Here is a 22081-nt window from a genome sequence, read left to right as displayed (position 1 = left end):
GGGCTCCCGGCCCGGCGCCTCAGCCCAGCGTCATGACCAGCTGGGTGAGCAGCGGCGCCACGAGCAGGGCCGGCAGCATGTCGCCGACCGGGATCTGGCGGATCTGCAGCAGCCGCAACGAGATCCCGACGAGCACGAGCCCTCCCGTGGCCGTGAGGGCGGCGATGTGCGCCTCCGGCAGGAGGGCGCCGAGCGCGACGCCGAGCAGGGTCAGCGACCCCTGGACGACCGCGACGCTCACCGCCGACATGAGCACCCCGATGCCGAAGGTCGAGGCGAAGGCGAGGCTGGCGAAACCGTCGAGCACCGACTTGAGCGCCAGCTTGTCGATGCCGCGACCGAGCCCGTCGTCGAGGCTGCCGAGGATGGTGAGCGGCCCGACGCAGAAGAGCAGGCTGGCGGTGAGCCACCCCTCGACGAAGCGCTCCCGACCCGCGGCGTCGTCGCGCCGCGACCCGACGAAGGCCTGCACCCGCCCCGCGAGCAGCTCGAGCCGCTCCTCGATGCGCAGCAGCGAACCGCAGATGCCGCCGACGAGCAGCGAGCCGAGGACGATGAGCACCGGCGCGCCGGAGCCGACGGCGTCGGCGAGGGCCGGGGAGGTCACGTCCATGGCCGACAGCCCGGCCATGAGCAGCGTCACCAGGCCGAGGCAGTCCGTGACCACCTGCCGGGTGTGCCCGGGCAGGCGCCCGCCGACGGCCATGCCGGCCAGCGAGCCGGCGACCACCGCGAGCACGTTGATGACCGTGCCCGCACCGATGAAGTCCACGTCGTCGCCCTTCGCTCAGCTGCCGGGGTCACGATAGACGCCGATCGTGCCCTCGCGGTGCTCGAGGGGGATCGTCGCGACCTGCCGGGCTCCGGCCGGGACGTCGTCGGCGAGCTCCGGCTCCGCGGTGTCGGTGAGCAGGACGACGTCGGTGCCCTCCGGTGCCGTGCCGGCCCACAGGTGCTCGGCGTCCTCGGCGAAGGGCCACGGCGTCAGGTAGTGCGGCTGCCAGCCCTGCCGGTGAGCCTGCCACGCGACGGCCGGCGAGGCGCTCAGGGTGGGCACGAAGCCCAGGCCGTTGATCTGGACGTGTCGCCCCTCGCCCGGGCCGAGGTCGTCCGCCGTGGCGGTCGCCACGCGGGTGATCGACGTGTACTCGGCCCAGGCCGGTTGCAGCGCAAGGACGCTCGCGGCGACCCCGCCGGCCACGAGGCCGGCCCCGAGGGGGCGGGCGATGCGCAGCGGCAGTCGCGGCGTCGCCGACTCGAGGTAGGCCAGAACGCGCCAGGCGAGGGCGCACCACGTGAAGGCCGCGACCGGCAGCCAGGTGACGACCCAGTAGGGCGCGAGCGGCCACTCCGGCAGCCGGGAGGCCGTGGCCAGCATCCCGAGGTTGGCGACGAGGGCGACCCGGGCCGGCCAGGCGCTGCTCGCACGCCCTTGGGGGACGCGGTAGCCGGTGGCGATGACCGCGAGGAGGACGAGGAGCCCGATGCCCAGGACCGTGGCGAAGCCGCCACCGTCGACGAGCAGGTCGGGGGAGTTGCGGCGGAAGCCGCCGGGGCCCGGAGCGATGAGGTCGAGGTGCCCGATGCCGGCCGCGAGACCGATGGGATCACCGGTGCCGGAGGTGGCCCAGCGCACGAGCTGGCTGAGGTTGTTGGGGTGGTGCACGACCAACTCGACGAGACTCGGCAGCCACACGAGCACCCCGAGTCCGAGGGCCCACCGGTGCGCCGTGCGGTCACCCGGGCGCGGACGCGGGCGTCGTCGAGGACGGCGGCGGGGGCGGGCCAGGCGCGGCCACAGGAGCAGGCCCGCGGCGAGCGCCGTCAGGGCCAGCGCGAGGGGCAGGAAGGCCAGGTTGGACTGGGCGATGAGCGAGACCGCGACGACGAAGGGAGGCAGCGCCCGGCGATCGTCCTGCGCCAGCGCCCACAGCAGGAGGAGGGCGAGGAAGGTCGGCAGCAGCGGGGCGTAGGGGTTGAAGGGACGGAACATCCCTTCGGCTCCGATGGCCCACTGGGTGAGCAGGACGCCGAAGGCGAAGACGGCGACCCCGAGGGCGCCACCGAGCCGACGGGCCCACACGACGGACAGCACGGAGGCGGTCGCCGCGACGAGGGCACCACCGACGACGAGGCCGGCGGCCGAACCGCCGGCGAGGGCGAGCGGGAGCGCGAGCAGGTAGAACTGCAGCGGGCCGAGGTGGTGGGTCGCGAGGGACTGGTCGCCGCCGTCGCCGGAGGTGCTGCGCATGCCGGTGGCGGGCAGGTGCCCGTCGAGGATGCCGGCGGTGCGCAGCGCGATGGTCGCGTCGTCACCCGTCGGCTGCCAGCCGTGGGCGATGGCCTGGACAGCGGCTGCCACGGGGGCGACGAGCACGGCCAGGATCGCGACCGCGACGAGCCGGTCGGTCGTCGTCCAGCCGCGGGGGTCGAGCCGCTCCCGCAGGTCGGCGAGACGACGAAGGGGGGCGTCCTTGCGCGGTCCCAAGCGTCAGGCGCCCGGCGCCGCGGCACGCAGGATGCAGGTGATGCGCGAGGTGCAGGTGCGCCGGCCGGAGTCGTCGACGATCGTCACCTCGTAGCAGGCCACGCTGCCACCGAGCGTCACCGGGACCGCCGTGCCGGTGACCCAGCCCTCGCGGGCGGCCCGGTGGTGGGTGGCGTTGATGTCGAGACCCACGGCGATCTTGCCGAGGGTGTGGGCGTGCAGGGCAGATCCGATGGATCCGAGGGTCTCCGCGAGGACGACGCTCGCGCCCCCGTGGAGGATCCCGTAGGGCTGGGTGTTGCCCTCGACCGGCATCCGCGCCACGATCTTGTCCGCCGCGGCCTCGAGGACCTCGATGCCCATGCGCTCGGCGAGGGCACCCCGGTGCGCGGAGAGGGCTTCGCCCTCCAGCGTCGGCGCAGCGGGACGGTCGGGGGACTGGGTCATCAGGCTCTCCTGCGGAGTGGGGTCGGACGTCTCGGGTCAGCCTGCCACGGGGGCGGGTCGTCGGTGCAAACACCTAGGGTGTGCCGTGTGAGTCGACTACTGCTGCTGGACGGACACTCCCTCGCCTACCGCGCCTTCTTCGCGCTGCCTGCCGAGAACTTCTCGACGAGCACGGGCCAGCACACCAACGGCGTCTACGGCTTCGTCGCCATGCTCATCAACGTCCTGCGCGACGAGGAGCCCACGCACGTCGCCGTCGCCTTCGACGTCTCCCGCGCGACCTTCCGCAGCGAGGAGTACGCGGAGTACAAGGCCGGTCGCAGCGCGACCCCCGACGCCTTCTCCGGGCAGATCCCGCTGCTCAAGGAGGTGCTCGACGCGCTCAACATCACGCACGTCGAGCTCGAGGGCTTCGAGGCGGACGACATCATCGCGACGCTGGCCACCCAGGGGCGCGAGGCCGGCATGGACGTGCTCATCTGCTCCGGTGACCGCGACACGCTCCAGCTCGTCGACGAGCGCACGACGGTCCTCTACCCGCGCAAGGGCGTCTCCGACCTCGTGCGGATGACGCCCGAGGCGGTCGCGGACAAGTACGGCGTGGGTCCGGAGCGTTACAGCGATCTCGCCGCGCTCGTCGGCGAGGCGAGCGACAACCTGCCCGGGGTCCCCGGCGTCGGCCCCAAGACGGCGGCGAAGTGGATCAACGCCCACGGCGACCTGCAGGGCATCGTCGCCTCGGTCGACCAGATCGGCGGCAAGGCCGGCCAGTCGCTGCGCGACCACCTCGACCAGGTCCTGCGCAACCGTCGGCTCAATGCCCTACTGCGCGACGTCGACCTGCCGGTCGGCGTCGACGACGTCGCCCGGCGCGAGTGGGACCGCGAGCAGGTGCACACGCTCTTCGACAGCCTCGAGTTCCGGGTCCTGCGCGACCGGCTCTTCGCGACCTTCGACGCCCAGGAGTCGGAGGTCACCGGTGGGGTCGAGGTCGACGGCCGGGTGCTCGGTGCCGGCGAGGTCGGCCCCTGGCTCGAGGAGCACGGCACCGACCGGCTCGGCGTCGACGTCGTCGGTGAGTGGGGCCGGGGCGGCGGCGAGGTGCTCGGGCTGGGGCTGGCCACGCCTGAGGGCGAGGCCGCCCACGTGCCGGTCACCGACCTCGCCCCCGACGACGAGGCCGCCCTGCGCACCTGGCTCGCCGACGCCGAGCGACCCAAGGTCATGCACGACGCCAAGGGCCCGATGCTCGCCCTCGCCGCCTCCGGCCTGCCGCTCGACGGACTGGCCGTCGACACGGCCATCGCCGCCTATCTCGTGCGCCCCGACCAGCGTTCCTACGACCTCGCCGACCTCGCCGTGCGCCACCTCGGCCGCGACCTCACCGCAGGTGAGGAGGAGTCCGACCAGGGCATGCTCGACTTCTCCGCCGACGACTCCGAGGCCGGCCGCTCGTCCATGGTCCGCGCAGCGGCGGCCGTGGAGCTGGCGCCCGTCCTCGAGGAGCTCGTCGAGGAGACCGGCGGCACCCACCTCATGCGTGAGGTCGAGCTGCCCGTCGTCGGGGTCCTCGCCGCCATGGAGGCAGCGGGCATCGCCGTCGACAGCGACGCGCTCACCGGCCTCGAGGCCGTCTTCGCCGACAAGGTCGCGACCGCCCAGGCCGACGCGTGGGCCGCCATCGGTGACGAGCAGATCAACCTCGGCTCGCCCAAGCAGCTGCAGACGGTGCTCTTCGAGACCCTCGGGCTGCCCAAGACCCGGCGGACCAAGACCGGCTACACGACCGACGCGGACGCGCTGGCCGACCTCTACGCCAAGACCGAGCACCCTTTCCTCGAGGCGCTGCTGCGCCACCGCGACGCCACCCGCCTGCGGGTGACGGTCGAGGGTCTGATCAAGTCGGTGGCCGACGACGGCCGCATCCACACGACCTACCAGCAGACCATCGCCGCCACCGGACGACTCTCGTCGACCGACCCCAACCTGCAGAACATCCCGATCCGCACCGAGGAGGGCCGGCGCATCCGCGAGGTCTTCGTCGTCGGGCCGCAGCACGAGTCGCTCATGTCCGCCGACTACAGCCAGATCGAGATGCGGGTCATGGCCCACCTGTCGGGCGACGAGGGGCTCATCGAGGCATTCCGCACCGGTGAGGACCTGCACCGCTTCGTGGGCGCGCGGGTCTTCGGCGTCGAGCCGCAGGACGTGACGAGCGAGATGCGCAGCAAGGTCAAGGCGATGTCCTACGGCCTCGCCTACGGGCTGAGCGCCTTCGGCCTGAGCAAGCAGCTGGGCATCTCGACGGGCGAGGCGAGCGACCTCATGGACGAGTACTTCGTGCGTTTCGGCGGGGTGCGCGACTACCTGGAGGAGGTCGTCGACCGGGCCCGGGCCACGGGCTACACCGAGACGATGCTCGGTCGGCGCCGCTACCTGCCCGACCTGACGAGCGACAACCGTCAGCGTCGGCAGATGGCCGAGCGGATGGCGCTCAACGCGCCGATCCAGGGCTCCGCGGCCGACATCATGAAGCTCGCGATGCTGCGTGTCGACCGGGAGCTCGGCGCGGGTGACCTGCGCTCCCGCGTGCTCCTGCAGGTGCACGACGAGCTCGTCATCGAGATCGCGAGCGGTGAGGCCGAGGCCGTGGAGGCCCTCGTGCGCGAGCAGATGGGCGCGGCCGTCGAGATGGACGTCCCGCTCGACGTCTCGGTGGGGCTCGGGCGCAGCTGGCACGACGCCGCCCACTGACCGGCGGGCGCGCTCAGGCGCCGGCGACCTCGTCGGAGCCGAGGGCGGCGTCGGTCAGGGTCGTGCCCGCACCGATGCGAGCCCGCCGACCGACGACGCTGCGGGTGACCCGCGCGCCGGCACCGACCTGACCACCCTCGAGGACGATTGCCGCGTCGAGCCGCGCTCCGTCGCCGACGACCGCCCCCGGGTGCACGACCGAGCCGCCGAGGAGTGCGGCCGTGGGGGAGACCTCCGCGCCGTCGAGGACGAGCGCCTCGCCGAGCGGTGCCGGGGCGGCTCCGGGCCAGGGGTCGAGCAGCAGGTCGCGGGTCGCGGTGACGAGCGCTGCCGGTGTCCCGACGTCGAGGAAGTAGGCGTCCTCCCGGTGCGCGACGAGCGCGCCCTGCGCTGCCAGGGCGGGGAAGGCGTCGCGCTCGACCGAGGCCGACCCCGAGTCGGGCAGGTGGGTCAGCAGCGAGGGGCGCACGACATAGGTGCCGGCGTTGACCGTGAGCGACGGTGGGGTGGGTGACTTCTCGACGAAGGCCGTGACGATCCCGTCGGGACCGACGACGACGCTGCCGTAGGGACGTGCGTCCTCGACGTCCCGCACGTGGACCGAGGCGACGACGTGCGAAGGGGAGTCCACCAGCCCCTCGACCTGGGCACCGATGTCGTGGCCGCTCAGCAGGTCACCGTTGAGCACGACGACCGTGTCGGCGTCGGGCAACCGGCGCAGGGCCTCCCGCAGACCGCCACCCGTGCCGAGCGGGGTCTCCTCCACGACCATCGTGAGGTCCACTCCCTTCGCCCGGCAGCGCTCGACGAGCGGGAGGAAGTCCTCGTGGCGGTAGCCCGTGGACAGCACGACCCGGCGGATGCCTGCCCGCTCGAGGGCGCTCAGCTGGTGCTCGACGAGGGTCCACGGGCCGACGGGCAGCAGAGGTTTGGGGCAGTCGGCCGTCAGCGGGTGCATCCGACTGCCCACGCCACCGGCGAGGACGACCGCGGCGACGCCGGTCAGGACGGGTCCTCGCCGCGGGCGATCGCCTGCACCTGCGGGGCCAGCCAGCGCCAGAAGATCGGACCGGACTCGCTCGTGAAGTGGATCGAGTCCTCGTAGAGCGGGACGCCGTTGATCGTGTCGTGCATCTCGTCGCCGGCGCAGAGCAGGGAGTACTGGTCGATGACCGGGACGTCGTGCTTCTCCGCCCAGGCGGTCACGGTGCTGTTGAGCGTGCGGACGTACTCCGGGTCGTTGATCCGCTCGATCTCCTCGCTGTTGAAGGTCGGCATCGAGTGGCAGGCGAGGTTCATCAGGGCGAAGTGGCTCTCGCCCGCGGACTCGCGGGCCTGGTCGAGGTTGGCCTCGATGAGGTCGACCCAGGCGGGGGAGCCGAAGTCCACGACCTTGCCATCGACCTGCCGATCGGTGACCAGGCTCTGGGAGACGAAGTAGACGACGACGTCGGGCTGCTCGTCGGCGATGGCGCGGGGCCACGACGCGCGCCAGTCGCGGCAGGACTGGGAGTCGTCCTGCACCTTGCCGTCGCTGTAGCGGGGCACGTCGAGCGGGTCGCAGCCGACATCGGTCACCGTGTCGACCTGCAGGTCGGGGTGCGCGCTGCTCCGGAAGTTCGTCGCCAGGCTCAGCGGGATGGAGTTGCCGACGAGGGTGACTCGGGTCATCCGGCCGCCCGGCTGATAGGTCGTCTTCGGCAGGTCGACCTCGCCGGTGGCGCCGACCGGGGTGCTCGGCGCCACTCGTGACGCAGCAGCCGGCAGCGCGAGCGCGCCGACGACGAGCAGGGGTGCGCTGGCCCAGCACACGACCCGGCTCATCCGGGGGAGGCGGGGGATGAGCGCGGTCATCCCCTCGCGGCGCACTGGCCGCTCGACGAAGCGGTAGGACAGCCAGGACAGCAGCACGGTGAGCAGGACCTGGACGGCGACCCTCGCCGCGGTCGGCACGGGCAGCACCTGGTCGTTGAGGAAGACGACGATCGGCCAGTGCCACAGGTAGAGGCCGTAGGAGATCATGCCGATCCGGCGCAGCGGCTCGAGTGCGAGGACGCGCTGGGTGATCGAGCTGGCGGGGCTCGTGGCGGCGACGAGGACGACGGTGATGAGCAGCGAGAGCGGGACGGCCAGCCCCTCGAGGATCGCGCTCTGCGCGCGGTCGGCCCACCAGAATGCGGACACCACGACGAGCAGGGCGGGCATCGCCAGACGACGGCACCACAGGTCGACGGTGCGCACGAGGTCACGTGAGACCGAGCCGGGCCCCCCGCTGACGAAGGCGCCGACCGCGGCGCCGACGAGCAGCTGGTGGGCCCGCGTGTCCGTGCCGTAGTAGACCCGGCTCGGGTCGAGCCCCGGGTGGTGCAGGACCGCCATGAGCAGGGCCGAGGCGGCCGCGAGACCGGCGAGCACCCAGGTGAGCGTGGCGCGGCGCCGGAGCAGGGCCAGCAGGACGACGAGCAGCAGCGGGTAGACGATGTAGAACTGCTCCTCGACCGCCAGTGACCAGGCGTGCCGCAACGGCGAAGGGGAGGCCACCTGCCCGAAGTAGGCCTCGTCGCCGAGGACGAAGCGCCAGTTGGCGACGTAGAAGATCGTCGCGAGCACGTCGCCGGCCACGCTGCCCCGACGCCCCGGGAGGGTGAGGAAGGTGGCCGCGACGAGGACCGCAGCGAGGACGACGAAGAGCGCGGGCAGCAGGCGTCGTGCGCGGGCCAGCCAGAAGTCGACGAGGTCGATGCGACCGCGGTTGCCGCGGTACTGCGCGAGGAGCAGCGAGGTGATGAGGAAGCCGGAGATGACGAAGAAGATGTCGACCCCGAACCAGCCGCCCGGAGCCGACCGCGGGTAGACGTGATAGGCGATGACGGACACCACCGCCAGGGCCCGCAGACCGTCGATGGCGGGGCGGTAGGGCAGGGAGGCGTGCTGCGTTGCTCTGGACATGTCCTGCTTCCGAAGGGGGCGGCCCATTATGACCCAACTCGTGGGTAATATGACGGCCATGACCGACCACACCGAGGCGACCTCGCCCACGCGGCAGTTCGCGCCCCTGGCCATCATCCTCGGCATCCCGCTGATCTTCGCGGCGATCTTCTTCTACACCAGTCCGGTGACCCTCGTGACCGGTGGTGACCAGGGCATCTTCAAGTGTGGTTCGCCCAGCTCGCCCAACACCGACGCCGACAACGTCTGCGCCCAGCCGGAGAAGGCTGCCCGCAACAAGGCGATCTACTCGGGCCTCTCCGGCGTGGCCCTCGTGGGCCTGGGTGCGGGGTGGCTCCTTCGCGGTCAGCGTCGGGACGACGAGGACGAGTGGGACGACGAGCGTCCGCGCCGCCGCCGTGGTGACGACATCGACCTGCGTTCCGACGACGGGGACCGTCGTCGGGGTGAGGGCGAGCTGCGCGGTGCCCGCCGGGAGCGTCGGGAGCCCGACGAGGACCGGGACACCACCGACACGCGTGCCGAGCGCGACCTCGATCTCGACGAGACCCGCTCCTCGCGACGCGAGGACGTGCGCCGCAGCCGGCGTGACGACGATCTCGACCTGGACTCGCGCAGCCGGCGCCGGGACGACGACTGGTCCTCGGACGGCTGGCGCTGATGCGGGTCGAGGACTTCCTCACCGAGGTCGAGCGCTCCTTCGACGGTGACCCGCAGACCAGCGACCCCGTCGACCCGGTCTTCGCGCACATCGCCGAGACGGTCAACGGCTACACCGCCGTCAACGAGCTGGCGGTGCTCAACGCCGCGGCCCGGGCGCTGCCCGAGGACGAGTGCTACCTCGAGGTCGGCAGCTACAAGGGCCGCTCGATGTCCGCCGCCGTGCAGGGCATTTCCGGCAAGACCTTCTACGTGGTGGAGAACTACCTCGAGTTCGGCATGCAGGGGCAGGAGGCCCGCGAGGAGCTCGACCGCAACCTCGCGACGCACGCCCGCGACGTCGACGTGCGCCTGCTCGAGGGCAACTGCTTCTCCCTGCTGCACCGCCCCGGGGTCATCGACCGTCCGGTCGGCGTCTACTTCTACGACGGCGAGCACACCGGCCTGTCGCACTACCTGGCCCTCGGCATCATCGAGCCCTGGCTCGCGGACGAGGCGGTCGTCCTCGTCGACGACGCGACCTACCCGATGGTGACCGACGCCCACGACGCCTTCGTCGCGGCGCACCCGCAGTGGCGCATCGAGCGCCGCTGGGATGCTGCGTCCAACAACGACCCGCGCTGGGCCAACGGCCTGCACGCACTGAGCTTCCGCCGCGACGAGGCCACCGCCCGCGGTGCGCAGGAGCCGTGGGACGTGCGTTGGCGTCGGCTGGCCTACCTCGCGTCGCTCGGGCCGGGGCAGAAGGCCGCGTGGAAGGCGATCCACCGCTTCCCCGAGCTCATCCCGCTCGCCAAGAAGCTCTACCCGTCGAAGAAGGCCAGCTCCATCGACTGACGGCGCTCACTCCCGGGTCAGGCCGAGCGCCTCGCTCGTCTCGGCCGACCCGGGGCCCGGCGTCACCTCGTCGCCCGGCACGCGCAGCAGCCCGACGAGGGCGACGACCGCTGCCGTGCCGCCGACGGCCGTCAGCACCTGGGCGGGGGAGTCGTGCAGCCACAGCAGCACGAGGGCGCTCTGCACGCCCGCGGCCACCCACACGACGAGGGTCATGACGTGGTCGTCGCGGCTCATCCCGGCGAAGAGCCAGACCTGGATGACCGCCCACAACGTCCCGATGAGGGCGAACCACACGAGCAGCGGCTCCGCGTCGACGAAGGCGTTGCCTCCGGTGATCGCGACGAGCGGCCCCGGCAGGACGGCGCAGCCGAGTGCCACGACGAGGCCGATGGCGAGCACTCCTGCGGCGGAGCGGTGCAGGGTGGCCCGCACGTGCCCCCCTTCGTCCGCCCCCGCCACCGACGGCACGACGGCGAGCGCGACGAACTGGGTGCCCCAGAAGACGACCTTGCCGAAGAGCGCGGCCAGCGCGTAGGCGCCGCTGTCGTGGTCGCCGAGGACGGAGCGGGCCAGGACGACGTCGAGGCTGGACAGGGCCATGAGGCCGGCGAGGGCGATGTTGCTGCGGACGAGGTCGGCGAGGAGCACGAGCGGGCGCGGTGCGGCCCGGCCGGTCGTCAGGTCGGCACGGGTGAGGACCAGGGCCACGACGAGGGTCACGAGCGACGCGGTGAAGATCGACGCGAAGACCTCGACCACCGTGAAGTCGAGCCCGGTGGCGGCGAGGGCGGCGACCACCCGGGTCCCGGCGGTGACGAGGTAGACCGTCGAGAGCCGCCCGTAGGACTCGCGTCCGAGGAGCACTCCCTGCAGCGCGCCGGTGACGGTCATCGGGGGCAGCATGAGCGCCATCCACACGACCGACCACGCGCTGTCGAGCCGCAGCCCGTCGCGGATGAGGGGCGAGACGGCGATCGTGGCGGCAGCGAGGGTGCAGCCGACGGCCAGCGCCGGGAGGAGTCCGGTCACCTGCGAGCCGATCTCACGGTCGGTCGTGGTCTGGCGTCGGGCGACGACGACCTGGAAGGCACCAGCCGGCATCGCGAGCAGCACGCCGTAGGTGTTGAGCGCGGAGAAGCCACCGAAGTCGGCCGGCCCGAGCGTCGAGGAGACGAGCGCCACGAAGACGTAGCTCATGACATTGGCCAGCCCCATGGCCACCCCGAGCGTCAGCCCGGCGAAGGGCAGGACACGTCGAGCACGCGTGGGCATGGTGCTCCTGACGGTCGTGGACGAAGGGGTCGGATGTGACCGCCACGATGTTACGCCCCGGTAGCGCGTGGGTGTCCGTCGGTTAGGATCGGCCGGGTCCGGCGTGCTGCAGGTGCGTCATCCTGACGACGACGAGAGGAGGCGTCCCGGTGCGCAGCCGGTTCCGGTTCCCTCGTGCCCGCTCGACCCGCAGGCGCCCCTCGCGAAGCCCGCGATCGGCCTCCTGGCTTGCCCGCCTCGGCACCTCACGCGCCGTCGCGCTGCTGCTCCTCGTGCTCCTCGGCGTCGTCGTCTTCGCCAACAGCTGGGGCGTCTTCCAGACCGACATCAAGCCCGAGGTCTACCTCGCGCCGGGGGAGATGCTGCCGCGCTACCTGTCCGCGTGGACCTCCTCGCCCTACCTGGGCTCGCCCAACTTCAACGTCGGCCTCGTCCCGGTGCTCGTCGTCACCGCGCTGCTGCGCGCGATCGGCCTCGACGCCGAGATGGCCTTCAAGGTCTACCACCTGATCCTCTGGGCGCTGGCCGCCTGGGGTGCCAACCGGCTGCTGCGCACCCTCGTGCCCCGCGCCGGAGTCTGGGCCGGTCTCGTCGCCGGTGCCGCGTACATCGCCAACCCCTACGCGGTGGCCGCCGGTGGCACCCTGGCGATCGCCCTGCCGATGGCGCTGCTGCCCTGGCTGCTCGTCGCCGTCACCCGGTCCCTGCGCGAGCCCTCGGGCTGGGCCTGGCCGGCAGCGGTCGGGCTGGTCTTCTTCGGCATGAGCGGGATGAACGTCGGCGTCGTGCCGGTCTTCCAGCTGCTGCTCATCGTGCCGCTCATCCTCTTCGTGCGGGCCGAGCGCGGCCTCACGCTGCGCGAGATCGTCACCGCCCTGGCCAAGTGCGCGCTCTTCGTCGTCGTCGTCTCGCTCTACTGGCTCATCCCGGGCGCTGCCGCGAGCGGCACCGGTGGGCAGATCGCCGAGAGCTCCGAGTCCCTCGACGGCATCGCCCGGACGAGCTCCTTCGTCGAGGTGCTGCGCGGCCTCGGGCTCTGGTCCTACTACGGCTCCTCCGACGCGGGGCCCTGGCTGCCCCAGTACGCCGTCTACTTCACGAGCGGCGTCATCATCCTGCTGACGATGCTCTGGCCGGCTGCCGCCATGCTGTCGCTGCGGGTGGTCCCGGCCAGGCTCGCCCGGCTGGCGGCCGCCGGGGCGGGCATCGCCGCCGTGATCATGGTCGGCCTGTACCCCGGGGGCAACGGCGGGTCGCCCTTCTCCTGGCTGCTGCGTCTGGTGCTGGAGCACGTCGGCCCGCTCGTCGCCTTCCGCACGACCAACAAGATCGGCGCGGGGCTCGCCCTCGCCTTCGCCCTCGTCATCGGCTGGGCGCTGGTGCACGCCCTGCCGCGGCTGCTGCGCGGCCGCATCGCGGCACCCGTCGTCGGCGCTGCGGGCGCCGCCGTGGTCGTCGCCCTCGTCGCCCCGGCCGTCACCGGCAACCTCTACGTCTCGCCCCTCGACGTCCCTGACTACTGGCGGCAGGCGGCCAAGGAGGTCGACAAGGGGGACCCGGACAAGCGCGTGCTCCTCCTGCCGGGCCAGACGCGATCGAGCTACCGGTGGAGCCTCGAGCGACCGGACGACCTGCCTAACTCGCTCTTCACGCGAGACGCGGTGATCCCCGAGACGCTGCCCAACACCTCGGCCAGTGGCGGCAACTTCCTCGCCGCCCTCGACGACACGCTGCAGTCCGGAGTCTCCGGCAGCCGTGACGTCTCTCCCTTCGCCCGCTATCTGGGGGCCGACCAGGTCCTGCTGCGGCACGACGTCGAGTGGGAGGGCGACGGCGGCGCCCGCCCGGCCGAGACCGCGCGTGCGCTCGCCGGTGACCCCGGGCTGCGTGGCCTCGGCAACTACGGCGAGCCGGGGCACAACATGTTCACCCGCTCGGTGCCGCCGCAGTCGCAGGAGGAGGCGGTGCTCTCGCCGCTGCAGCTCTACGGCGTGCGTGACTCGCGCGCCGCCGTGCGGGCGACCCCCGCGAGCGGAACCCTCGTCGTCGCGGGCGACGGTTGGTCGGTCCCGGCGATGGACCGGGCCGGCCTGCTCGAGGAGTCGCCGGCGATCCGCTACGCGCAGGACGTCACCCCCGACCAGCTGCGACGGCTCATCGCCGCCGACTCCCGCATGGTCCTCACCGACACCAACCAGCGCCGCTCGGCGATCACCAACCGGCTGCGCTCCGGCCAGGGTGCCGTGCTCGCGGCCGACGAGGACCCCGGCGTCACCCGGGCCCTCGGCAATGCCGACGACCAGAGCACCCTCGTGCGCGAGGGGGTGCGGGTCAAGGCCTCCTCGACCGGTGGTGCCTTCTTCGACCTGCCCCACGGGGTCGCCGAGAATGCCATCGACGGAGACCCGTCGACCTCGTGGCTCTTCGGTGACTTCCGACGCGCACCCGGCACGACCCTGACGCTGAAGCTCCCGCGGGCACGCACCCTGGACACGATGACCGTCGACACGACCGCGCTCGGCGACGTGCGCATCGCCGACCTCGACGTGCGCGCCGGCGACACCCGCACGACGGCGAAGGTCGACGAGGACGGCGTGGCGAAGGTCGACCTCGAGGGTGCCCACACCGACACGATCACGCTGACCGTCGGCGACCTGCGCGGCGAGGGGTTCAGCCTCGTCGGTGTCTCGGAGATCGACCTCGGCGACCCGGACCTCGTCGCCACGCGCACGACCCGGCTGCCGAGCACCCTGACCGACCTCTACGGCGAGCTGTCGTCGACGGAACGCTCGACCTTCGCGCAGACGCCCCTCGACGTCTTCCTCACCCGGGTCACCAACACCGACGACACGGCCGACGACGCCGAGCAGGGGCTGCGCCGCGACTTCACGCTGCCCGACGACCGCACCTTCGCCACGAGCGGACGGGTGCGGGTCGAGGGCAACCGCGAGGAGCTCGCCGACGAGCTCTCGGGTCTGGACACGACCTATCGCGCGCGCTCGAGCTACACCTACTTCGACTCCCTGGCCAACCGCGCCTCCCAGGCCGCCGACGACTCGGACCGGACCGCGTGGGTACCGGGCGGCAAGATGACCGAGTCGTGGTGGCAGATGACCGGCCCTCGCCGGGAGATCCCGCAGGTCACGGTCACCCAGGAGCGCGGGCCCGGAGACGAGGGCGACACCGCCTGGGCGACGCGGGCCACCGTGCTCGTCGACGGCGAAGAGGTCGCCGAGGGAGAGCTCGGCCGCGGCACCTCGACGATCGAGCTACCCGCCGGCACGAGCGGGCGCACCGTGCGGCTGCGCATCGACGAGTCCGACGACTCCGACGGCGAGCGCCCGCCGCGCTTCACGACGATCGACACCGGGGCCACGATCGACCGGGGCCCGCAGTCACGGCCCTGCACGACCGTCGCCACGCTCGACGGCGAGCCCGTGCGGATGCGACCCGAGGACCCCGAGCTCATCAACGGCCCCTCCGGCCCGGCGACCAGCTGGGTCGGCTGCGGGAACCTCGACGTCCCCTGGGGGGAGCACCGGGTGCGGCCCGTCGACGGCGTGCAGGTCGACGGCCTCTCGCTCGAGGACCGCCAGCGCGATGCGGCCGAGGCGGTCCCAGCCCCCGTCGTCGAGGTGCACCGCAGCGCGGTGTCGTCGTCGATGACCGTCGACGTCGGCCCGTCGACCGGGCCCTACTTCCTGTCCATCGGCCAGGGGCAGGACCCTCGGTGGAAGGCCACCCTCGCCGACGGCACCGACCTCGGCGCCCCCGTGGTCGTTGACGGCTACGCCGCCGGGTGGTACGTCGACAGCCGCGAGGCACAGCAGATCACCGTGCGCTACGGCCCGCAGACCCGCGCCGACATCGGTCTCGTCCTGTCCGGTCTCGGGCTGCTCGCCGCCCTCGTCATCTTCTTCCTCCCGCTCGCCCGTCGCCGCATCGGCGAGGTCCGCGCCGGCCGTGAGGACGAGTGGGAGACGCCCGCGGCGCAGGTCGACGGCGACGCGCCGCCGGCGGACGCCCCGCAGGCCACCCGGACCGCCACCACCGACCCCGACGACGAGTGGGCGGACGAGCTCGACCTCGTCGTCGCCCCGACCCGGACGGCCACGACCGCACTGCCCCCTTCGCCCACCGCCCCCGACGAAGGGGAGGCCCCGGCACCTCGCGCGGGCCTGCCCTTCCGCGGGCTGGGCGCGGCCCTCGCGGAACGCACCGGTCGTCGTCGCCTCGGCCTCGAAGCCTCCGTCGTGCTCGTCGCGGGCGTCTTCGCCGGGCTCGGCGGCGCCCTCGCCGCGGTGCTCGCCCTCGTGCTCGTGCGCCGGTGGGGCCCTCGCCCCGGGCGGCTCATCGCGCTGGGGGCCGGCCTGCTCGTTCTCGCCGCCCTGGCCTTCGTCGCCCAGCTGGCCTGGGTCGACGGCACGCTCGGGTCGGTGAGCGCCGACTCGGTGCGCTCGGCCCTCGTCCCGCACCACATCGCCGGCGTCGGCCTCGTGCTCGCCATCATCGGCACCTATCTGCGCCCTGACCCACCGGAGGAGATCGACCCGTGACCGACCGTCAGCCGGAGGAGACGACGGAGTCCGTCACCGTCGTCGTCCCGACCCGCAACAACATCCGCACGATCGAGGCCTGCCTGCGCTCGGTTGTCGAGCAGAGCCACCCCGACGTCGAGCTCATCGTCGTCGACAACCACAGCACCGACGGCACCCCGCAGGTCGCCGAGCGTCTCGCCGACCGGGTGATCACGGCCGGTCCGGAGCGCTCCGCGCAGCGCAACACCGGCATCGAGGCGGCGCGCGGCGAGTGGGTCCTCTGGCTCGACAGCGACATGATCCTGCCGCCGCGGACCATCGCGCTGGCCCTCGAGACCGCCCGGGCGACCGGCGCGACGGGCATCGCCCTGCCCGAGCGCACCATCGGCGAGGGCTTCTGGACCGCCTGCCGGGCCCTGGAGCGCGAGTGCTACCTCGACGACCCGTGGCTCCACAACCCCCGCCTCGTCCGGCGCGAGTACCTCCTCGGCGAGGGCGCCTTCCATACCGACATGTCCGGTCCCGAGGACGCCGACCTGCGGATGAAGATGCGCGCGACCGGCGCGGGCATCGAGCTGGCCCCGATCATCGTCGACCACGACGAGGGGCGCCTCACCGTCCGCGACGTCATGGGCAAGCGCTACTACTACGGGCGCAGCATCCCCGCCTTCGCGCAGGAGCACGAGGGCGCCGTCGGTGCCCAGGGCAAGGCCGTGCTGCGCTCCTACGTGCGCAACCACCGTCGCCTGCTGCAGGACCCGGTGCACGCCGCCGGCATGGTCGCCCTGCGCGCGATGGAGGCCGGGGGCTATGCCCTCGGCGCCCGTCGCGGTCGACGCGACCGGCGGGACCGGGCGGCGTCGTGAGCGAGGCCCTGCGCCGCATGCTGTGGGTCTCGCTACCCGACCAGCGAGCCCGGCGCGAGCTCTACTGGATGTCGCGGATGCCCGGCACCCGCGTGCGGGCCATGGCCCAGCAGGAGCCCGTGGGTGACATCGACTGGATCCCGAGCACCTACCGCCGGCCGATCAAGCGCTTCATCGAGGCCGGGGCCCTCGCCTGGGTGCGCGGCCTCGACGAGCAGCCGGCCGGCGAGTACGACTGGGTGACCTCCCTCGAGCTGTGCTCCCTCGTCACCGGACAGGCGTCCCGCTGGCGCCGGCGGGCTCGCCGCGGGGGAGCGGCCCGTCCGCTCCAGGCGGTCATCACGTGGGAGAACCTGCCCGACCAGCCGCTCTACAAGGTGCCGCCCTACCGTCAGGCGCTCAACTCCTGCCGGGACGCCGACCTCCTGCTGTGCATGGTCGACGCAGCACGCGACCACCTGCTGGCCAACGACTTCGACGACGAGCTGATCCGGGTCGTCAAGCCCGGGGTCGACACCGAGCTCTTCCACCCCGCGGACCGGCCGGTCGAGGACCCCGTCGTCGTCTTCGCCTCGCCGCTCGCGGACAACAAGGGCATCGACCGCCTCCTCGACGCCATGTCGATCGTGCGCCGCGAGATCCCCGAGGCCCGGCTCAAGGTCGCCGGCCGCGGCCACCTCGAGCCGCTCGTGCGCGAGGCGGCGGCACGCCCCGGCTCCGGCGTCGAGCTCGTCGGGTCGCTCGACACGGCCGGCGTCGCCGACCTCATGCGCTCGGCCGCGGTCTTCGCCACCGCACCCCGCCCGACGTGGAAGTGGACCGAGCAGCTGGGCCTGGCCTACCTGGAGGCCCAGGCCTGCGGGCTGCCCGTCGTGACGACCCGGTGCGGGACCAACGACGAGGCGGTGCAGGCGCCGAACGCGCTCGTCGACGACGACGTCGAGGCCCTTGCCGATGCGCTCGCGGGATTCCTGCGTGACCCCGCCCACCGGGCCGAGGTCGGCACGGCCAACCGGGAGCACGTCCTGACCCACCACGACCTGGCGACCCAGTGCGTCGCGATGGGCGAGGCCTTCGCCGAGATCGAGGCGCTGCACTCACGGTGAGCGATCGACGAGGGCTCGCGCGCCCCGGCGTCGTCGGGGCGCTCACCGGTGCCCTCGCGGGGCTCGTCGTCCTCGGGCCGGCCCTCGCGCCCGGCTACACGCTCCACTACGACCTCGTCTTCGTCCCCGACCTGCCGCTGTCGCCGCGCACCCTCGGCACCGATGGCAGCGTGCCGCGGGCGGTGCCCAACGACCTCGTCGTCGCCCTGCTCGGCCTCGTGCTCCCGGGGTGGCTCGTGCAGAAGGCGCTGCTCCTGCTCGCCTTCGTCGTCGGCGGGGCCGGCGCCGGACGGCTGGCGCGCACCGTCCCCGGGGCCGTCGCGGCAGCACTGCTGTGGTCGTGGAACCCCTGGCTCGGCGAGCGCCTGGGCATCGGTCACTGGGGTTACGTCCTCGGCGCCGCGCTCCTGCCGTGGGTGCTTGCGGCCGCGAGCCGACGGCGCGGCGACCTCCGCAGCCCGGCCGGTCTCGTCCTCGCCCTCACCCTCGCCTCGCTCGGTGGCTCGACCCCCGGCGTGCTGGCCACCCTGCTCGCCGTCACCGTCGTCGCGGTCGGGGGTGGACCCCTTCGCCTCGTCGTGCGCGACCTCGCCGTCGTCGTCGTGACGGCGCTGCTCGCCAATGCCGCGTGGTGGTGGCCCTTCCTGCGGGCTTCGTCGCGGGCCGCCGACCCCGGTGGGGCGAGCGCCTTCGCGGCCGGCGCCGACACCCCCTTCGGTGTCCTCGGCTCGCTCTTCCTCGGCGGTGGGCTGTGGAACGACCGCACGTGGTTCGTCGAGCGCACGACCTGGCCGGTCGCCTTCGTGGCGCTGCTCGCCGTCGTCCTCGTGCTCGTCGTCGCGGGGCGCAGCCCGGGCTGGTGGCGTGACCCACGTACCCGGGGTGCGAGCATCGCCGGGCTCGTCGGTCTCGCCGTCGCGGCGCTGGCGGCGCTGCCCGGCGGCCGCACGCTCCTCGAGTGGGTCGTCACCACCGTTCCCGGCGGGGGACTGCTGCGTGACGGGCAGAAGTTCGCGGTGCTGTGGGTGCTGCTGCTCACCCTCGCGTCCGCTGTCGTCGTCGACCGACTCCGGGAGCGTGGCCTCCCCGGTGTCGTCACCGTGGTGGCCGTGCTGTGGCCGGTCGCCACCCTGCCCTCGCTCGCGTGGGGGCACTCCGGTGCCTGGGGCAGCGTCGACTACCCCGACGACGTGCTCACGGTGAGCCGGGAGCTGAGCGAGAGCGGCGCCCCCGTGGCCGTCTTCCCGTGGTCGACCTATCGCCGTTATGCCTGGGACGACGACCGCGTCGTGCTCGACCCGTGGAACCGGCTCCTGCCGCAGGAGGTCGTCGCGGACGACCGGCTGCCGCTGCGCGACCGGGTCGTCGCGGGGGAGGACCCTGCGGCGAGTGCCGTGGCCTCCGCCCTGGCCGAAGGGAGGGACGTCACCGGGGTCCTGCGCCGCCACGGCGTGCGGTGGGTCGTCGTCGCCACCGACCAGCCGGTACCGGAGGGCAGCCTCCCCGACCTCGCGGGCACCCCGTCGCGCACCGTCGGCGACCTCGAGGTCCACGACCTCGGGCCGGTGACGACCTCGCGGGCGCCGGCCGACCCCGCCCGGTGGCTCGGCCTGGCCGGCACCGCGGCCGCCGTCATCGGTTCGCTGGCGCTCGTCCTGGTCGCTCGCCGACATGAGACCCGCGCGACACCGTGACGACTCGCCTCAAGTGACCGCCCGGTATAGAGTGGCCTGCGAACCACACACCGCCAACGGAGGACTTCGAAGTGAACACCGGCTCCAAGAAGGTCGCCTACAACGTCGGCGGCACCGTGCTCGGCGCACTCCTCGCGGCCCTGGCCATCTTCGGCATCGTCCAGGTGCAGAACGGTCAGTCGATGCCGCAGGAGAACCAGCAGGTCATCAACTACAACAGCTGAGGCATCCCGCCCCACGACGAAGGGGGCGTCCGCTCGACCGAGCGGACGCCCCCTTCGTCGTGCCCGGGGAGGGCCGGAGCCTCAGGAGGCGACGGCCGCCAGCCGCGCCGTGCCCTCGGGGCGGGAGGAGATGAGGGCATCGAGGTCGATGACGTCGTCCTGGTAGCGGTCGGCGAGACCGAGGACCGAGCGGATCACCGACTCCAGACGTCGGCCGGTGCGCCCCCAGTCGAAGGAGCTCGCGTAGAGCCGTGCGGTGCGGCCGAGCTCGCGGCGCAGCGCGTGGTCGTCGACGAGGCGGATGACGTGGTCCTCGAACTCGCTGACCGAGTCGGCGAGCAGGCCGGTGCGGCCGTGGACGATCGACTCGCTCGGGCCGCCGGCGAACTCGTAGGCGACGGCGGGCGTGCCGTGCAGGCCGGCCTCGACGATCGTCAGGCCCCAGCCCTCCTTGTGCGAGGGCATGACGACGACCCAGGCGCGGGCGAGCAGCTCGTGCTTGCGGCTCTCCTCGACGAAGCCGTGCAGGTGGACCCGGTCGGCGACGCCGCGGGCACGCGCGTGCTCGGCGATGGCGTCCTCCCAGTAGCCGCCGCCGACGACGTGCAGCTCGAGGTCGGGGTGGGTCATCGCCCGCGAGGCGAGGATGTCGACGGCCTGCTCGACGTGCTTGTGGGGCACGAGCCGCCCGAGGAAGAGCATCGTCGGCACCTCGGTGCGCTCGAGCCGGGCATAACCGTCGAGGTCGGAGGGGCGGTCGTTGCCGGAGTAGACGAGGTCGACGCGGCCGGGGTCGACGCCGAGGTCCTCGAGCTCGCTGCGGGTGGACTTGGAGACCGTGACGTAGCGGCTGCGCCGATAGACGAAGGGGGCGACCCGGGACTCGAGGAACCACCCCAGGCGGGCGACCTTGGCCCCGAAGACCGCGGCCCACTGGTCCCGGTGGACGTGGTGGACGATGTTGACGACCGGGGTGCGGCCGGCGACGAGCGGGGCCCAGAAGGGCACGCCGTTCTGCACGTCGAGGATGACGTCGTAGTCGTCGCGGTGGCGCAGCACGTGCCACATGCCGTGGAGGTAGACGCTGAACTTCGACCCGCGGCGCACGACGTCGACGTCACCGTGCCGGGTGCGCGGGCTCGACCCGGCGAAGGCGGCGGTGAAGATCGTCACCTCGTGACCCTGCTGGGTGAGCACCTCGGAGGTGCGCTCGGTGAAGGTCTCGGCGCCACCCGCCTCGGGGTTCTCGCGGTCACGCCAGGACAGGTAGAGCACCCGCAGCCGCTGCGTCGGGGTGGTCGTGCTCTGGGTCATCATCGCTCCTTGCCGGCCGCGTGGGTGTCACGGGCCGACGGATAGGCTAACGCCGTGAGTTACCCAACGGTAGGCGTAGGCCCCGATCGCCGGTGTGAGATGTGCGGCGCTCCCGTGCGCGGGCAGGCGCTGCGCGGAGGTTGCGTCGTCGAGCGCTGCGAGCGCTGCGGCCACCTCGAGCGCGACCTCGAGCGCTGCCCGGCGCACCACCGCGACCTCGCCTACGGCGGCGAGCCGACCCTCGACCGCATCCGGCTCGACCTGACCTACCGCGAGCTCGTGCGCGACGGCGTGCCGAGCCGGGTCTTCGAGGTGGGCTTCGGTGCCGGCTCGATGCTGCGCCGCTTCCTCGACGACGGGGCACAGGTCGCCGGCGTCGACCCGGACCAGCTCGGCATCGGGGTCGACGAGCTCGTGCGGGCGCGGGGCGACCTGCGCACCGGCGGCATCGAGGACGTCACCGACCTGCCGGGCGAGCAGGACCTCGTCTACGGCATCCACGTGCTCGAGCACGTCACCGACCCGCACGCCGCGCTGCGCTCGTCGCTGGAGCTGCTGCGCCCCGGCGGACGAGCGAGCTTCATCACGCCCGCCGGCGACAGCAGCGGCGTCGACCGCTACGGGGCCGCCTGGTGGATGCTCGAGGACCCGACGCACATCCGCTTCTTCACCGCCGACTCGCTGGCGCGGGCGGCCGAGCGGGCCGGCTTCGTCGACATCGAGGTGCGCCGTCTGCTGCTCGACAGCCTGAGCGTCGACGCCGCGAGCCTCGCTCGGGCGGTGCGCCCCGGCGAGCGCCCGCGAGGTGTCCTCGGCTCGAGGTCCGTGCTCGCGGCGGCGGTGGCCAGCGTGCCCCTCGTCATCGGCCAGCGGGTCGTGGCACCGCGCAGCCGTCCCACGCTGCAGCTTCTGGCGCGTCGTCCATGATG

The 22081-nt window shown here is 73.0% G+C and carries 16 protein-coding genes; 9 read left to right on the top strand and 7 right to left on the bottom strand.

What is annotated here, in order from left to right; translation table 11 throughout:
* Positions 1 to 19: 19 nt before the first annotated feature.
* The 3 genes from ACQBJO_RS09360 to ACQBJO_RS09350 are packed head-to-tail and all read right to left on the bottom strand — an operon-like array spanning position 20 to position 2935.
* Complete coding sequence (locus ACQBJO_RS09360; RefSeq protein ID WP_421008379.1) at positions 20 to 772, bottom strand: DUF554 domain-containing protein; 753 nt, start codon at positions 770 to 772, stop codon at positions 20 to 22.
* A 15-nt stretch (positions 773 to 787) separates the two neighbouring features.
* Positions 788 to 2488, bottom strand: coding sequence for a hypothetical protein (locus tag ACQBJO_RS09355; protein WP_421008378.1), 1701 nt, complete (start codon positions 2486 to 2488; stop codon positions 788 to 790).
* A 3-nt stretch (positions 2489 to 2491) separates the two neighbouring features.
* Entirely contained in the window at positions 2492 to 2935 is a 444-nt protein-coding gene (locus ACQBJO_RS09350; protein WP_255183543.1) for a hotdog fold thioesterase, read from the bottom strand.
* Positions 2936 to 3022: 87 nt separating this feature from the next.
* On the opposite strand from ACQBJO_RS09350, the gene polA reads away from it, so the two are divergent.
* Positions 3023 to 5689 carry a DNA polymerase I gene (gene polA / locus ACQBJO_RS09345; protein WP_421008377.1) on the top strand — a complete coding sequence of 889 codons (2667 nt, stop codon included), beginning with the start codon at positions 3023 to 3025 and terminating at the stop codon, positions 5687 to 5689.
* Between the two features lie 13 nt (positions 5690 to 5702).
* Here the strand turns inward: polA and ACQBJO_RS09340 are convergent, their stop codons facing one another.
* Both ACQBJO_RS09340 and ACQBJO_RS09335 read right to left on the bottom strand, forming a co-directional pair.
* On the bottom strand, positions 5703 to 6647 hold the full coding sequence (locus ACQBJO_RS09340; RefSeq protein ID WP_430407097.1) for a sugar phosphate nucleotidyltransferase: 945 nt from the start codon (positions 6645 to 6647) through the stop codon (positions 5703 to 5705).
* Between the two features lie 44 nt (positions 6648 to 6691).
* Positions 6692 to 8638, bottom strand: coding sequence for an acyltransferase family protein (locus ACQBJO_RS09335; RefSeq protein ID WP_421008376.1), 1947 nt, complete (start codon positions 8636 to 8638; stop codon positions 6692 to 6694).
* 58 nt (positions 8639 to 8696) lie between these two features.
* Between ACQBJO_RS09335 and ACQBJO_RS09330 the strand changes: the two genes are divergently transcribed.
* Positions 8697 to 9299, top strand: coding sequence for a hypothetical protein (locus tag ACQBJO_RS09330; protein ID WP_255183540.1), 603 nt, complete (start codon positions 8697 to 8699; stop codon positions 9297 to 9299).
* On the top strand, positions 9299 to 10135 hold the full coding sequence (locus ACQBJO_RS09325) for a class I SAM-dependent methyltransferase (RefSeq protein ID WP_255183539.1): 837 nt from the start codon (positions 9299 to 9301) through the stop codon (positions 10133 to 10135). The genes ACQBJO_RS09330 and ACQBJO_RS09325 overlap by 1 nt, the downstream gene beginning before the upstream one ends.
* Before the next feature lie 6 nt (positions 10136 to 10141).
* Here ACQBJO_RS09325 and ACQBJO_RS09320 read toward each other — a convergent pair whose 3' ends face one another.
* Positions 10142 to 11410: a lipopolysaccharide biosynthesis protein gene (locus ACQBJO_RS09320; RefSeq protein ID WP_255183538.1), complete on the bottom strand. Its 1269-nt coding sequence runs from the start codon at positions 11408 to 11410 to the stop codon at positions 10142 to 10144.
* Between the two features lie 149 nt (positions 11411 to 11559).
* Between ACQBJO_RS09320 and ACQBJO_RS09315 the strand changes: the two genes are divergently transcribed.
* The 5 genes from ACQBJO_RS09315 to ACQBJO_RS09295 all read left to right on the top strand — a co-directional run bounded on the left by ACQBJO_RS09315 (position 11560) and on the right by ACQBJO_RS09295 (position 19838).
* Positions 11560 to 15966, top strand: coding sequence for an alpha-(1->3)-arabinofuranosyltransferase domain-containing protein (locus tag ACQBJO_RS09315; protein ID WP_421008375.1), 4407 nt, complete (start codon positions 11560 to 11562; stop codon positions 15964 to 15966).
* Complete coding sequence (locus ACQBJO_RS09310) at positions 15963 to 16814, top strand: glycosyltransferase family 2 protein (protein ID WP_255183536.1); 852 nt, start codon at positions 15963 to 15965, stop codon at positions 16812 to 16814. The genes ACQBJO_RS09315 and ACQBJO_RS09310 overlap by 4 nt, the downstream gene beginning before the upstream one ends.
* On the top strand, positions 16811 to 17920 hold the full coding sequence (locus ACQBJO_RS09305) for a glycosyltransferase family 4 protein (RefSeq protein ID WP_421008374.1): 1110 nt from the start codon (positions 16811 to 16813) through the stop codon (positions 17918 to 17920). Before ACQBJO_RS09310 ends, ACQBJO_RS09305 begins: the two co-directional genes overlap by 4 nt.
* On the top strand, positions 17917 to 19614 hold the full coding sequence (locus ACQBJO_RS09300) for a hypothetical protein (RefSeq protein WP_421008373.1): 1698 nt from the start codon (positions 17917 to 17919) through the stop codon (positions 19612 to 19614). Before ACQBJO_RS09305 ends, ACQBJO_RS09300 begins: the two co-directional genes overlap by 4 nt.
* A 71-nt stretch (positions 19615 to 19685) precedes the next feature.
* A complete protein-coding gene (locus tag ACQBJO_RS09295) occupies positions 19686 to 19838 on the top strand; it encodes a hypothetical protein (protein ID WP_255183533.1) in 153 nt (50 codons plus the stop codon).
* Positions 19839 to 19919: 81 nt separating this feature from the next.
* Here the strand turns inward: ACQBJO_RS09295 and ACQBJO_RS09290 are convergent, their stop codons facing one another.
* Positions 19920 to 21152 (bottom strand): glycosyltransferase family 4 protein, encoded by a 1233-nt coding sequence (locus ACQBJO_RS09290; RefSeq protein ID WP_421008372.1) that lies wholly within the window; start codon positions 21150 to 21152, stop codon positions 19920 to 19922.
* A gap of 99 nt (positions 21153 to 21251) precedes the next feature.
* Here ACQBJO_RS09290 and ACQBJO_RS09285 point away from each other — a divergent pair, with 99 nt between their 5' ends.
* A complete protein-coding gene (locus ACQBJO_RS09285) occupies positions 21252 to 22079 on the top strand; it encodes a class I SAM-dependent methyltransferase (protein ID WP_421008371.1) in 828 nt (275 codons plus the stop codon).
* Positions 22080 to 22081: the final 2 nt, after the last annotated feature.

Origin of the sequence: Janibacter zhangyanbonis (assembly GCF_050507325.1) — a bacterium.
GTDB lineage: Bacteria > Actinomycetota > Actinomycetes > Actinomycetales > Dermatophilaceae > Janibacter.
The sequence above is the reverse complement of the archived record's forward strand: the minus strand, read 5'-3'. Positions and strand labels throughout refer to the sequence as shown.